Annotated in this window: 13 protein-coding genes; 1 reads left to right on the forward strand and 12 read right to left on the reverse strand. The window is 53.2% G+C overall.

Annotation, left to right across the window (positions count from 1 at the left end):
• Positions 1-64: 64 nt before the first annotated feature.
• The 7 genes from ACI1P1_RS01880 to ACI1P1_RS01910 all read right to left on the reverse strand — a co-directional run bounded on the left by ACI1P1_RS01880 (position 65) and on the right by ACI1P1_RS01910 (position 6,702).
• Positions 65-826 carry a DUF3388 domain-containing protein gene (locus ACI1P1_RS01880; RefSeq protein WP_416214647.1) on the reverse strand — a complete coding sequence of 254 codons (762 nt, stop codon included), beginning with the start codon at positions 824-826 and terminating at the stop codon, positions 65-67.
• 175 nt (positions 827-1,001) lie between these two features.
• Entirely contained in the window at positions 1,002-1,865 is an 864-nt protein-coding gene (locus ACI1P1_RS01885; RefSeq protein ID WP_416214648.1) for a type 1 periplasmic-binding domain-containing protein, read from the reverse strand.
• Positions 1,866-1,993: 128 nt separating this feature from the next.
• Complete coding sequence (locus ACI1P1_RS01890; protein ID WP_416214649.1) at positions 1,994-2,254, reverse strand: DUF3243 domain-containing protein; 261 nt, start codon at positions 2,252-2,254, stop codon at positions 1,994-1,996.
• Between the two features lie 81 nt (positions 2,255-2,335).
• Positions 2,336-3,085: an elongation factor P 5-aminopentanone reductase gene (gene ymfI / locus ACI1P1_RS01895; RefSeq protein WP_416214650.1), complete on the reverse strand. Its 750-nt coding sequence runs from the start codon at positions 3,083-3,085 to the stop codon at positions 2,336-2,338.
• The gene (gene yfmH / locus ACI1P1_RS01900; protein WP_416214651.1) at positions 3,082-4,371 is read right to left on the reverse strand and encodes an EF-P 5-aminopentanol modification-associated protein YfmH; all 1,290 of its coding nucleotides are present in this window, start codon (positions 4,369-4,371) and stop codon (positions 3,082-3,084) included. The genes ymfI and yfmH overlap by 4 nt, the downstream gene beginning before the upstream one ends.
• A 24-nt stretch (positions 4,372-4,395) precedes the next feature.
• The gene (yfmF, locus tag ACI1P1_RS01905) at positions 4,396-5,667 is read right to left on the reverse strand and encodes an EF-P 5-aminopentanol modification-associated protein YfmF (protein WP_416214652.1); all 1,272 of its coding nucleotides are present in this window, start codon (positions 5,665-5,667) and stop codon (positions 4,396-4,398) included.
• A 135-nt stretch (positions 5,668-5,802) separates the two neighbouring features.
• Positions 5,803-6,702, reverse strand: a complete 900-nt coding sequence (locus tag ACI1P1_RS01910; protein WP_416214653.1) for a LysR family transcriptional regulator — start codon at positions 6,700-6,702, stop codon at positions 5,803-5,805.
• A 119-nt stretch (positions 6,703-6,821) separates the two neighbouring features.
• Here ACI1P1_RS01910 and ACI1P1_RS01915 point away from each other — a divergent pair, with 119 nt between their 5' ends.
• Positions 6,822-7,862, forward strand: a complete 1,041-nt coding sequence (locus ACI1P1_RS01915) for a YeiH family protein (protein WP_416214654.1) — start codon at positions 6,822-6,824, stop codon at positions 7,860-7,862.
• A 55-nt stretch (positions 7,863-7,917) separates the two neighbouring features.
• Here ACI1P1_RS01915 and sleB read toward each other — a convergent pair whose 3' ends face one another.
• The 5 genes from sleB to ACI1P1_RS01940 all read right to left on the reverse strand — a co-directional run bounded on the left by sleB (position 7,918) and on the right by ACI1P1_RS01940 (position 13,852).
• Positions 7,918-8,724, reverse strand: coding sequence for a spore cortex-lytic enzyme (sleB, locus tag ACI1P1_RS01920; protein WP_416214655.1), 807 nt, complete (start codon positions 8,722-8,724; stop codon positions 7,918-7,920).
• Positions 8,725-9,052: 328 nt separating this feature from the next.
• Complete coding sequence (locus ACI1P1_RS01925; protein WP_416214656.1) at positions 9,053-9,712, reverse strand: general stress protein; 660 nt, start codon at positions 9,710-9,712, stop codon at positions 9,053-9,055.
• 448 nt (positions 9,713-10,160) lie between these two features.
• Positions 10,161-12,695, reverse strand: coding sequence for an FtsK/SpoIIIE family DNA translocase (locus ACI1P1_RS01930; RefSeq protein WP_416214657.1), 2,535 nt, complete (start codon positions 12,693-12,695; stop codon positions 10,161-10,163).
• 201 nt (positions 12,696-12,896) lie between these two features.
• Positions 12,897-13,124, reverse strand: a complete 228-nt coding sequence (locus ACI1P1_RS01935; protein WP_416214658.1) for a YlzJ-like family protein — start codon at positions 13,122-13,124, stop codon at positions 12,897-12,899.
• On the reverse strand, positions 13,121-13,852 hold the full coding sequence (locus ACI1P1_RS01940) for a ClpP family protease (RefSeq protein ID WP_416214659.1): 732 nt from the start codon (positions 13,850-13,852) through the stop codon (positions 13,121-13,123). Before ACI1P1_RS01940 ends, ACI1P1_RS01935 begins: the two co-directional genes overlap by 4 nt.
• Between the last annotated feature and the right edge of the window lie 105 nt (positions 13,853-13,957).

A 13,957-nucleotide genomic window follows, 5' to 3' on the forward strand; every position in this document is an offset into this window, starting at 1 on the left:
GTTTCACCTCCGTATCTTTTAAAATACCTTGCTCACCCAATAGCGCAGGCGTCATTCCGTTGCTTTAATAACCATCGTAGGAGGATGGAATATCAATGACAATTTCCTCATCGGGCGTATTGCGCAGCTCGATAATGTAATCGAAGGTGTTGTAGTCGTATTCCGATTCCCGTACGAATATGTCAGGGTGCTCAATGACCTTGGTGGACGGAGCACTCATGATTTCCTGCAGCAGAGTATGGTGCTTTTCATTGGAGCGGATGGTGGAGACAATTCCGTCTATAATGAAAAGATTATGCGGGTTCATCTCATCCTCGGACAGCTGGCTGCGCACCGTCTGCCGCAGCAGCGTAGAGGAAACGAAGGTCCAGCGTTTGTTGGCGCATACACTTCCCGCAATAATGGATTCGGTTTTGCCTACACGGGGCATCCCCCGCAGGCCCACCACCTGGTTTCCGTCCTTCTTGAAGATTTCGCCTAGAAAGTCCACCAGAAGCCCCAGCTCATCCCTGGTAAAGCGGAAGGTTTTGCGGTCATCCGAATCCCGTTCGATATAACGGCCATGACGAATGGCTAACACGTCCACCAGTTTGGGCGCACGTAAGGCGGTAACGGTTATATTATCCACCTTTCTTAACATTTTACCCAAAATTTCTATTTTTTCATCATCATCCGTCTGCAGCAGAAGCCCGCGGGTGCGGTCCTCCACCCCGTTGATGGTAATAATATTGATTTCAAGCATACCCATAATGGACGCCAAGTCCCCCAAAAGTCCCGGACGGTTCTTGTGGATTCTATATTCCATATACCATTGATTCATTGTCATTGTGTATGTACACATCCCATTCTGTAATAACTTGGTCCTTGCCGCAGGCCGGATAAAGTTATGGAAGCCTCGAAACCGGCAAAGCCGGTTTGAGGGCCTCTTTGTTTTTAACAAGGCCGCTTACCATAAGATTATTCTACAGGTTTCCCTATTATCCTTCACCTGTCAACAGAAATTATTTGCGATTTATTGCAGCCTCTTCTGCTGTATACAGCTCGGTTCCGCCTCTGGGGGCTGGACCCAAGGAAGATGCCATAACCTCAGGCAGGATACTGCTCCACCGGTACTGGGCCGAAAGTCCTCCCACCGTATCCACCACAGGCAGCTTCAGCGTTTTGATCTTGGCAAGAACAGCATCGTCCACCGTGGTGTACAACGCAATCATACTCGGCTTCACCGCCGACACCTGATAGGTCAGCTGCGGAAACCAGGTATCTCCGGGATAGATATCCAGGGAAAGCACCTTATCCGCTTCCTCCGAAGGCGACCATTCCGCCGGAACGGGGGAACCGGTTTTCTGAATCCACAACACCGTCAATCCCGAAGCCTTCTGAAGCTGAACCCAATTGTCCCACAGCCCGGCTTTAAGGGTATCATCCAATTTTTTGAGCAGCATATTGGCAGGCATCTGATCCGGAACGGCGGCCGCAATCCCGTTGCCCAGTACAACAAACCGGGTATTGGGATCATGAGCGGCCAGCTGGGACAACGGCGGAGCCAATTCACTGCCGGCACCGATGATGCTGTCAAATTTGCCCTTCCCTATAATAGACGCTAGATCGTCCGGATTGGTTGACGAATTTGCGACAAATTCCAACGCAATTTTCTCTGAGGCCGCTTTTTCACCGGCGGCTCTGCGGATTTCTTCCGTTTCCTCCGGTGTAAGGGAGGAGCCGGCCAGGACCAGAGTTGCTTTGCGCGCCTCCAGTGTAACGGCGTCAATGGCAGGCAGGGTGCGTCCGCACCCGCTTCCCGCTGCCGCAAGAAGCAGCAGAGCTGCTGCCAGCAGCGTTCGTTTTGTCCGTGCTTTTGCTTGCATGTGGCAGATTACTCCTTTTTTTGATACAGGTAGTTATTTCAATCATAGGCGTTTGGATTCAGTATAACATGGGAAAAGCAGAAAAGCCTCCATGAATCGGAGGCCTCTAGAATATTTGCCGCATCCGTTTATTTTTTGCCGTCGGTAACCATTTTGACCATCAGTCTGGCAATGGTTTTCTGTTCTGTGGTGTCGGCAACAGACCATAGATCCGCCAGCAGCTTCTCCTGCACATTCTCCGGGTCTACCTTGTTGGCCAGAAAATCGCCGATTTTAAAAGCCAGCTTGGAAATTTGCTCCTCGGAAATGCCGATGTTCTCCGCAGCCTGAACACGGTCATGCAGGAACTGCTTCCATGTGTCGAAGGATGTGAGTACAGTATTCGCCATGTTGTGATTGCCTCCCTGAATTGAATTCATACTGCACGAGTAGTATGAGCAGGAAGGCAGACCTCTATACCCTCTTAGCCGTCAGGTCACCCATCCCCCGTTAGGGCTGATCACCTGTCCGGTAATATATCCGGATTCCGGCAGAGCCAGGAAGTACACCAGCGAAGCAATCTCATCCGGCTGGGCCAGCCGGCCCGCGGGAATCTCCTCCTGCAGCGCCGCAATCTCATCTTTGTTGAAGGTAGCCAGCATGTCCGTTTCCACTGCTCCCGGTGCCACTGCGTTGACGGTTACGCCGGAGGGGGCCAGTTCCTTGGCAAGAGCCTTGGTCAGGGCGTTAAGCCCACCCTTGGAGGCGGAATAGGCCGCTTCACAGGAGGCGCCGGAAATTCCCCAGACGGAGGAAATATTGATGATTCTCCCATACTTGGCGGTAATCATAGCCGGCATAAAAGCCTTGGTGCACAGAAATGCGCCCTTCAGATTCACATTCATCACCTGATCCCATTCTTCCTCGCTCATGTCGGAGAGCAAGCCGAAATGGGACACACCCGCATTGTTGACCAGAATATTGGGAACAAGTCCGCGGGACTCCAGCTTTTCCTTCATCCGTGCCACCTCTTCGGCGCTTCGGATGTCCGCCGATAAGGTGACGGCATTCGCCCCAAGGGAAATACAGCGGCGGGCTACCTGGTTGGCCGACTCATGGGATTCGGAATAATGGATGATGACATTCATGCCCAAGGTGGCGAAACGTTCGGCGATGGCGGCTCCGATCCCCCGGCTTGCGCCGGTGACCAGAGCCGTCTGCCTGTTTAAGGCGATGGTCAAGAGGCTCCACCGCTCTTTACAACCGAGACCGACATGGACTCCCAGTCGAAAAGCTTCCGGAGCCGCGCGTTGGCATCCTCCAGAGTCAGCTCCTCATAAACCGGCAAAATATCGAACATATTGGCGCCGCGGAAGGCGTAACGGGTAAATTCATTAGCCAGGGACTCCGGAGAATTCATCATCCGCAGGAAACCTCCCAGCTTTTTGCGCCGGCTGCGCTCGAAGGCCGCCTGGGGAATCCCTGTTTTGTCCATGGCGGTAATCTCTGCCTTCAAGCGGACCAAAAGCTCGTCGGGATCACGGGTTTCCCCGCCGATGACGGTAAAAGCATATCCCTCCGCCAGATTATATTCGCTGCCGAAGCTGTCGGAGATGAGATTGTCGTCATACAGCCGCTGATAAAAATCCGAGCTTGGGCTGAACAGGGCATCCAGCATCACCTTGGTGGCCAGCTCCTGCTTTAAAGCGTCCCTGCCGGTCAGTCCGGCAGACTCCTCCTTGAAGCCGATGTAACACTTGGGCAAGGAAACCGGCAGATGCACAATCCGCTCCTTTTGCCGTACGGCTGCTGGTTCAGGGTCGAAATACCGGAGAATTTCCCCCTGCGGCGGAAAGGTTTTGCCCGCTTGGTTAGCGCGGACCAGCTCCATAATTTCTACCGGGTCCACACCGCCCACCACAAAAAAGGCCATATTTTCCGGATGGTAAAAGGTGTGGTAGCAGGTGTATAAGGTTTCCTTGGTAATCTGGGCAATGGATTCAATGGTTCCGGCAATGTCAATATGGACGGGATGCTTCTGGTACAGGGCTTCGATCAGGCCGAAGTACACCCGCCAATCGGGATTATCCTGGTACATCTTGATTTCCTGCCCGATAATCCCCTTTTCCTTCTCCACATTGTCATCGGTAAAATAGGGATTCTGCACAAAATCCAGCAGCGTATTGAGGTTTTCCTTCAGATTCTCTGTGGCCGAAAACAGGTAAACCGTCCGGTCAAAGCTGGTGAAGGCATTGGCCGAAGCGCCATTGGAGGCAAACTTGGCGAATACATCCCCTTCCGGCTCCTCGAACATCTTGTGCTCCAGGAAGTGGGCAATGCCGTCCGGAACCCTGATTTCTTCCTTACCGGTCACCTGGAAATGGTTGTCTACCGAGCCGTATTTGGTGGAAAAGGTTGCATAGGTCTTCTGGTAGCCCGGCTTGGGAAGGATATAAACTGTCAGCCCGTTGGGCAATTGCTCCGTATACAGAGTTTCATTCAAGCGTTCCGCTTTAATGGCTTCCATCCGATCCCCTCCTGATCAATAGAATTACTTGCTGGTGAGGAAATAAATCGTGTCCAGCTTCACCTGCTCCGCCACCGCACGGATAGCAGCCACATCTACGGCTTCCACCTGGGTAATAAGCTCCGCCACCGTCCGCTCAACACCGGACAAAATCGTATTGAAGTCAAAGGAGATCATTTCGAAGGCGGAATCCTCCATCTCCTTCAATTGGTTCTTGATCATCGCCAGAGTCTGGCTGTATTCCAGCTCCCCAATCTGCCCCTGCTTCATCGCCTCCAGCTGCTGCCGGATGATCTCTACCGCCTTTTCATAATTGGCGATTTCAATACCGGATTGAATGGTGAGGATCCCCTTATGGCCATCCAGACGGGATGAGGCGTAATAAGCCAGGCTTGCTTTCTCCCGGACATTGGCGAACAGCTTGGAATGGGGATACCCGCCCAAAATTCCGTTATACACCAACGCCGCGGCATAACGGTCATCGCCGTAGGTGACGCCGGTGCGCAGGCCCATGTTAAGCTTGCCCTGGCTGACCTCCAGCTTTTCCACTACTCTCTTCTCTTCAGCAACGGTGCTCCGGGGTGTCTGCATGGTGTAAGCGGCGGTTCCCTGACCCTTCAAATCGAAGGCTTGGCTGACCAGCGCCTTTACTTCCTCCATGGTGGTATTGCCCACCACATAGAGATCAATAGGAGACTCGGCAAGCCAATTGCGGTAGTTTTCATACAGGCTGGCTGGTGTAATGGCATCAATGGCATCCAGCCGTCCCAAGGGATGGAGGCGGTAAGGCTCATCCTTGCACATTTCCTCCATACACCGCTCCGCGGCATACCGGATTTTATCATTAATAATGGCTTCCAGCCGCTTCTTGAGGGTCAGCTTTTCGGAATCCACGTATTTGGCGGAAAAAGCGCTATTTTCCACAAAAGGACGGGTTAATGCATCTCCCAAAAAGGTCAGCCCCTCCGAAAGCAGATGGTCGGCTCCCGATACATAACGGTCATCAATAATGTCCATGCGGAATTGGACAATCTGGTAATCGCCCCGTTTGTAGATATCGAAGCCAAAACCCGCCCCGTACATATCGTCCAGCTTCTCCCGGAAGCTTTTGGTTTCGGGAAGCTTGCTTGTGCCTCTCCGCAGAACAAAGGGAGCAAGCGCTGTGGGTGTAACCTGATCCTCTGTCAAGGGCGCCCCTATGTAGGCCGAAATGGCGTATGTTTTGAACCTGTCGGTAGGCCAGACGTGGAGTCTCACCCGGTCAATCTGATCGCGAATGAAGGCTGGTTTATCCAATAGCTTCATGCTCCTTCCAGGTTGGAATGGTTCCATTATATGCCTATTGCACACTCGGAAGCAAAAGTGTTTTCAGGTATTATTTCTCGCGGGAGAAAATGAATGCGCCCTTAGCCATTTTAGATTGAACAGAAATCAAGGAAGATAGGGAAACCCGCGGTTTTCCATCAAAAAGTCTGTAAACACCTTGGTTGCCTTGGTCTGGAAGCCCATGTCCGGAACCACCAGAGAGAAGCGGCGCAGCAGCGGTAAGCCGGGAAGCTCCAATGCCTTCAGTTCCCCTGCCTGCAATTCTTTGCGGAGAGTCCACCGAGAAAGCAGGGTTACCCCCATACCTGCCTGTACAAACTCCTTAATCGCCTGTGTGCTCCCAAACACCATTCTGGCTTTTGGGTCAATTCCTAATTGCATTACCGCCTTTTCCTGCATCTCCCGTGTTCCGGAGCCCGTTTCCCTCACGATCCACGGTGCCTCCGCCAATTCCTCCAGCTTCACCGGATTACAGTCTGCTAGAGGATGATTGGATGAAACAGCAACCACCATCCTGTCCTCCGCAAAAGGCTGGATGCTTATCCCTGTGGTTTCCACTCCCTCTCCTTCCACTATGCCGATATCCAGCTGATGACGGTTGACCAGTCCGGTTATGTCACTGGAATTGGCGATGGTAATCACCGGCTGGACAGACGGATATTCCTTTACCACCTCAGCGACTACATAAGGAAGAATATATTCGCCAAACGTATAGCTGGAACCAATGGACAACGGCCCATGGGCGGTATGCTTCAAATCATCAAGCACATTGGCCATTCGTGTATATAATCCAAGAATCTCTCGAGCATGGGCGTATACCACCTCTCCCGCTTGGGTAAGCCGCACATATTTGTTCGTCCTCTCCAGAAGCTTGCAATCAAGAGTCCGTTCCAAACCCTGCACGTAGCTGCTGACTGCAGGCTGGGTCATATGCAGCAGCTCAGCCGCTCTTGTGAAATTCCGCTGCTCTGCGGCAGTCATAAAAACCTGAAGCGCCTGATCCATAAGACCGCCCCTATCATATCCGTTTTGTTATTATAATCATCATTATAACTTATTTTACTTATTGTAGTAATGGGATTACGCTATTTACATCTCATCATTGTTAATGGAGGCGTAAGTGTATGAAGTTGCAGCCAGTCATGCCCCATCCCCGATTGAAGGAGCTGAAATTCTCTTCCCGGTTTGCAGAGGGAATTTTATTTACATTTTTCATTGCTGCGGCAGGTTACGTCCTTGCCAAACTGCCCGGTTTAGACCGTGTGGGTCAAATGGCTTGCGCCATTGTGCTCGCAGTATTATATAGGCAGCTTCGCGGTTATCCCGAAGAGCTCCGGTCAGGCATCCGCTTCTCCTCCACGACCCTGCTGCGGCTGGCCATTATCCTGTTCGGGCTGAAGCTTAATATCGCCATTGTGCTTCAGCAGGGTCCCGCTTTGTTGATCCGTGATGCAGCTGTCATTCTGTTCGCGCTTGGGATGACTCTTCTGCTGGCCCGGCTGTTCCGGGCGGATAGGTCATTATCGTTCCTGCTTGCTATTGGCACCGGAGTGTGCGGCGCGGCAGCTATTGCCGCGGTTTCCCCCATCCTGAAATCCGAGGAGAAGGATACCGCAATGGCTGCAGGTTTGATTGCCTTGGTGGGCACCATTTTTGCCATCGGATATACGCTTTTGCTGCCTTTTTTGCCAATACCGTCTGAAGTGTATGGGGTGTGGACAGGAAGCACCTTGCATGAAATTGCCCATGTAGCGCTTGCGGCAGCACCTGCCGGTGACTCTGCCATGACTGCCGCAATCCTCTCCAAGCTTGGCCGCGTTTTCTTGTTGATCCCATTATCATTTATCTTAGTAGCGGTCCATAAATGCATATGCAAAGGACAGAAACCGGCGGACAGCTCTGCAAAAGTCGCGCTCCCCTGGTTTTTGGCCGGTTTTATCGGCATGAGTTTGCTCAATAGCTATGTGCTGGGCACATATATCACTATACCTGCTCCTGTAATGGAGCAGATTTCGGTAATCACCACCTTTTTATTGACGATGGCCATGGCGGGATTGGGTCTGAATGTGAACCTGAAGGAGCTCCGGGCCAAAGCACTTCGTCCACTTTACGCGATGGTGGTCACGTCGATTCTGTTATCTGCTCTGACCTATTTCACAATGTAACTAATCCGCCGGCAGCAAAAAGCAATCCGCGCTTTTACGCAGATTGCTTTTTCTTTTATTTACAGAAAATATGCTTGCCGATGGTTTTCACCTGCGGGCGGGTCCAGATCCACTTGGAGGTGGCTGTCACCGGATTGAAGTAATACAGGCAGCCTCCCGAAGGGTCCCATCCGGCAATGGCATCCTTGACGGCGCGTTTGGCATTTTCGTTGGGTGTCAGCCAAATTTGCCCGTCCGCTACCGCCGTAAACGCGCCCGGCTGGAAGATAACACCGGAAGCTGTGTTTGGAAAGGAAGGAGAACGGACCCGGTTCAAAATAACCGCCGCTACCGCCACTTGCCCTTCATACGGCTCTCCTCTGGACTCTCCGTATACGGCGTTGGCCATAATCCGGATATCATTCTCCGATAATCCCCCGTTATTGGACGGAGTCAGATTGGTGGGATTGCCGGTTGCCGTTTCCGTTACCCGGTCCCCGCCGCCAGAGCCGCCTCCCCCACCGCCGCCACCTGCGGTTTGCTTCGGTTCCGTCGGAGCCCAGGTTTTGGTCGCCTCCCACAGCTTCAGCTTGGTTTTGGGGCCGACAATACCATCCACCTTCATGCCGAATTTGTATTGGAAGTCCTTGACTCCACGGAGGGTCTGATAACCAAAAGAGCCGTCGATATTGCCGTTGTAATACCCGAGAAACTTCAGGCGCCCCTGCAGCTCATACACATCGTCGCCGGAAGCGCCATACCGGATGGTCTGTTTGCTGAACACATCCTCAGCGGCCTGGGGGTTTTCATGGTGCTTGAGCTGCATGCCGGCAAACAGCGAAACCAACAGCAGCACAGTAAATGCAATCAGTCGCTTGTTCATTGAGCGGACCAACCTTTCCTTCGGATGCTGTGTTTGTGATAGGGCTATTATTTGAAACCCAGGTTGGCTTTATACTTCAGACCCACGGATTAACGTCCGGCGGTATGTACCGGTACACAAAAAAGACGGCCCCCGGCGAAAGTTTCGCGGCAGAGACCGTCCCCTTCCATAACTTGGTCCAAGCCAGAGGCCGGATAAGTTATGGAAGCTTCGAATTTGACAAGGTCAAATTGAAGGTGTTATTCAGTTGTTCGGAAGCTTGGAATTTGACACAGTCAAATTGAAGGTGTTATTCAGTTGTTCGGACGCTTTTAATTTGACATAGTCCTTACAATCTGGGCCCCGGCCGCTCCAGATCCCTTCTATCCCGGCGGGCTGCCTCAACCGTATCCGTATCTGCTCCGCCGTACTCCATGGCCTCATAAGCTGATTCGTCCACCAGATTGCTCCGGCTTTCGTTGACCCCTGCGTATGAATCGGAGTTCAAGGAACCGTAGCTGCGGAAGATATCGAATACCCGCTGGCTTTTAGCAGGATCGCTTTCCACAATCACCAGGAATTTATTATCCTCTACATAATCGTTATAAAGCTGGGCCTGTTCTTCCGGGATACCCATCCCGATCAGTCCGCCCACGATACCGCCGGCGCTGGCGCCGATGGCTGCTCCTGCCAACGTGGCTGCAATCGGTCCTGCCGCCAGCAGCGGTCCAATACCCGGAATGGCCAATGCCCCCAACCCGGCCAACAGCCCGGTTACACCGCCCAGAACACCGCCTGCGGTTGCACCTGTGGCTACACCCTCCGGAGCTTTGGTCTGCGTAGCTTCCTCAATAAAATCCGCATCGTCCCGTCTACGGCTGATAACCGAGATATCGTCGGGCGCATAGCCCAAGGACTTCAAATCCTCAATAGCCGAAATAGCAGCCTGCTCCGTTTCGAAAACACCTACAATATGGCGACTTCCATGAATAGTCTGATCATGTCTCATTGTTACCGCCTCCTCAAATCGATTTAGGATCTTGTTAAGATGTGTTACAAGCTATACTTAAACCAACCGGAGCAGAGTGAATCTTCCGTCTTTGTTCAACCAACAGACTTCCCCGTTGCTAACAGAACCCAGGGCCCCTTAAAACGTGAATTACGGCAATTATGTTTCTTACGGAACTGAGCCACCCTTACAAGGAAAACAACGTCTCTTTGGAGTCCAAATCCCCCTCTAAGCATCATCTGGTTCCGTTACAAAAAACATCGGCCTTTTTCTGGCCTTTAAGAGCCTCATAGTTCTGTTAGCACAGCTTCAGGCAGGATGAAGAAGCATCTAATATCAGCTGCCATCCAGGCAAAAAAAGAGCCGCCGCTCCATCCCCATTGGGATGAACGGCTGGCTCTCCACTTTAAAGCAGTTCTGACTGTAACATGCTATGTACAACCTAAGCTTATCCGCTCCGGTTCTGTCCAAAGTACATTTCCTGGGAGACCAGAACCTCACGGGGTTTGCTGCCTTCATATGGCCCTACAACACCCTTGGCCTCCATAGTATCGATCAGCCGCGCCGCGCGGGTGTAACCCACCCTCATCCGCCGCTGGAGAAGGGATACGGATGCTTGCTTGGCTTCCACCACAATCTGCACCGCCTGATCATAAAGCTCATCCAGTTGGTCCTCGGCTTCCTCCTCGTGCTCATCCAGCTCCGGCACCAGGTCCTCCTTGTACTCGGCTTGGCCTTGATTCCGGCAATAATTGACCACATGCTCCACTTCCTGGTCCGAAAGGAATGCGCCCTGCACCCGAATGGGCTTGGATGCGCCTACCGGCAGGAAGAGCATATCGCCCCGGCCCAGAAGCTTCTCGGCTCCCACCATATCCAAGATGGTACGGGAATCCACCTGGGAGGATACGCCGAAGGCAATCCGTGAGGGAATATTGGCTTTGATAACACCAGTAATGACGTCTACGGAAGGCCGCTGGGTGGCGATAATCAGATGGATGCCCGCCGCCCGGGCCATCTGGGCCAGCCGGCAAATTGCATCCTCCACATCGCCCGCCGCTACCATCATCAAGTCCGCTAACTCGTCCACAATGACGACAATGTACGGCAGCGGCTCCAGGGGATTGGGGTTGGAGGGGTCCGTCACCATGGCATTGTAGCCTTCCATGTTACGGGTACCGCTTTTGGAGAATAGCTCGTACCGCTTTTCCATCTCCACTACAATCTTCTTCAGAGCCAGGGACGCCCGCCGCGGATCGGTAACCACCGGAGCCAGCAGGTGGGGAATGCCGTTGTACACATTTAATTCTACCATTTTCGGGTCCACCATCAGAAGCTTAACCTCATCGGGCTTGGCTTTATACAGAATGCTGGTAATAATCCCGTTGATACATACGGATTTACCCGAACCCGTCGCTCCCGCCACCAATAAGTGGGGCATCTTGGCCAGATTGGCGACAATGGGCTGGCCGGATATATCCCGCCCCAGGGTAATGGTCAGCTTGGAGGGCGAATCCTGGAATGCTCCGTTCTCCATAACCTCCCGGAGGGTAACCACAGATACCTCTGTATTGGGCACCTCGATGCCGATGGCGGATTTGCCGGGAATCGGGGCCTCCATCCGGATGTCCTTGGCCGCTAAAGCCAACGCGATGTCATCCGTCAGACTGACAATCCGGCTGACCTTCACGCCGACATCAGGCTGAATTTCATAACGGGTAACCGCCGGCCCGCGGACCACCTCCAGCACCTTGGCCCGTACACCGAAGCTCTCCATGGTGGCTTCCAGCTTGCGCGCATTGGCCTTAAAATCAAGCGCATCGGATGCCTTGGAGTTGCCCGCGGGCCGGGACAGCAGGGTTAGAGAAGGCAGCACATAAGGCCGCTCCGGCTTCTTGGCTTCCAGAGACAAGGCCATATCCCCCGGTTCCGCCTGTACGCCCTCCGGCTTGCCGGCCGCGGTTACAGATGCAGGCTTCGCAATCCCCGCCTGCTCGCCCATAGGTTCTTCAGGCAGCGGGTCGATATGATCCTGGAAATCACGCACTACAGGAATTGCCGCATCCTCATCCCCCGGATGGCCATTCCCATGCACCGCCTCGTCATCCATGACATTGTTGTTTTTCCCGGAAGCGGAAACCAGCACCTCCGCCTCTCCATCCTCCTCTTCATCCCCCTGCTTCTGGGACTGCAGGAGTTGGAAGAAGGCGGGCTTTTTCTTCGGCTGGCGGGGAACCGGTATGTAACCTTCCTCTAAATCGGAATCATCCTCGGGGATATAAACCCGGGTTTTGGCAGCGGCTGCACGGGCCGGCTTCGCCCGTTTGCCTCCTCCGAACAGCTCCGCCAATCTGTGGCGGAAGCCGGTATTAACGTTAGAAGCCCCGCCCCTCAGCTTGCCCAGCACATCGACGGCCGAGATGCCTGTAACCAGCAGTATACCGATGCCGAACAAGGTCCAGACCAGCAGGGACGAGCCAAGATTGCCGAACAAAAAATAAAGCAGGGCATACAGAAGCGCCCCGATCATGCCGCCGCCGATATTATTCTGGAGAATGCTTGTCCCGTTGTGGGACAGGCTTAACCCCTCCGTCATGGTCCGCCAGGTTTCCCCCAGGATATACGAGGGCATCCGGAAGTCCTCATTGGGGTCCAGAGCTTCAAACATGGACATATGGTTCATCAGCACAAAACCCAGCAGCAGGCAGAGAATACCGGTTTTGCGGGCGGTCCAGTCATTGGGCCACGCCCGTTTGACCATACAATATAAGCCCACATAGACGGCTGCCACAGGAATCACAAAATCCATCTCGCCTACAAGGAACCGGAACATATACGTCAAGGCACGGGATACGGAGCCCTCCCGGGACAATGAAATAACGGACAGTGCAATGATGATAATCCCGTACAGCTCGTACTTCAGCACTTCTTTAACTGCCTTGGAACCTCTCTTCGAGCGTTTGCGCGCTTTACTTTTGGCCACTCCGCCACCCCCAACGCTACAGATTATACCATATTGGAAGCCCGGATACACTAGGGGGCACCCCCTTTCAGCCAAAAAAAGCGAATGACCGTTCGCACAAGCACCGAACCCTCATCCGCTCCGGATTTACACAAAATGGCAGGTTACCCTGAATAGCATGGTCCAAGCCGCAGGCTAGGATATGTTAAGAAAGCTCCGAAATTACTGGCGGAAAAACGGCTGGAACTCCAGCATCGAACCCGGCGCATAGGCCGGATTCAGATAATCCTGGACGTTGCCGCTGTACAGACGGACAACCCGGGCCTGGGAGGCGTTCAGCCGCTCCACCTGCATGCTGATGCCGTTAATCTCCACATCCATGTATTCCGGCTGAAAGCTTTCCTGGCCGGCCCATATCACTTCATCGGGCATAATGGTATACAAGGTCATTGAAGGAGCCCTCCCCCCTGTTTCTTCCGTTCATCAATACGTCTGTTTAATTCGGCAATGGCCTCCCCGATGCCGCCGATCCGGTCGATAAGCCCGTATTTCACAGCATCTGCCCCAATGACTGTCGTGCCGATGTCCCGGGTCAGCTCCCCTGTGGTGAACATCAGCTCCTTAAACTTCTCTTCCGTGACGGACGAATGCTTCGTCACAAAACGGATTACCCGCTCCTGCATTTTGTCCAGATATTCGAAGGTTTGGGGTACGCCGATAACCAGGCCGTTCAAGCGGATGGGATGGATGGTCATCGTAGCAGTCTCCGCAATAATCGAGCAATTCGCCGATACGGCGATAGGGACACCGATGCTGTGCCCGCCCCCCAGCACCAGGGTTACGGTAGGTTTAGACAGGGTGGCGATCATTTCGGCAATGGCCAGACCTGCCTCCACATCCCCTCCGACTGTATTCAGAATTACCAGAATGCCTTCTATCTTCGAGTTTTGCTCGGCGGCTACCAGTTGGGGAATCAGATGCTCATATTTGGTGGCTTTGTTCTGGGGCGGCAATACAATATGCCCTTCGATCTGCCCGATAATCGTCATCGTAAAAATATTCGTTTCCCCGTTGCTGGCAGGCTGGACCTGACCCAGCTGGGTAATGGCTTCTACTGTTTTTTTCTCCTCCACCGGCATCGGCTCCGCCGGAGTGGGCTGTTCCGCTTTGTTCGTCATGCGCTTCGTCCCCTCTCACATACTTGCTAACATATCCCGTCATAGTATGGAGTGCGCCCCTTCCTTTCATGCAGACATTCCCTCAAAATGCAAAAAAGCCCCGGG

The organism is Paenibacillus mesotrionivorans (assembly GCF_046098205.1).
GTDB lineage: Bacteria > Bacillota > Bacilli > Paenibacillales > NBRC-103111 > Paenibacillus_AR > Paenibacillus_AR mesotrionivorans.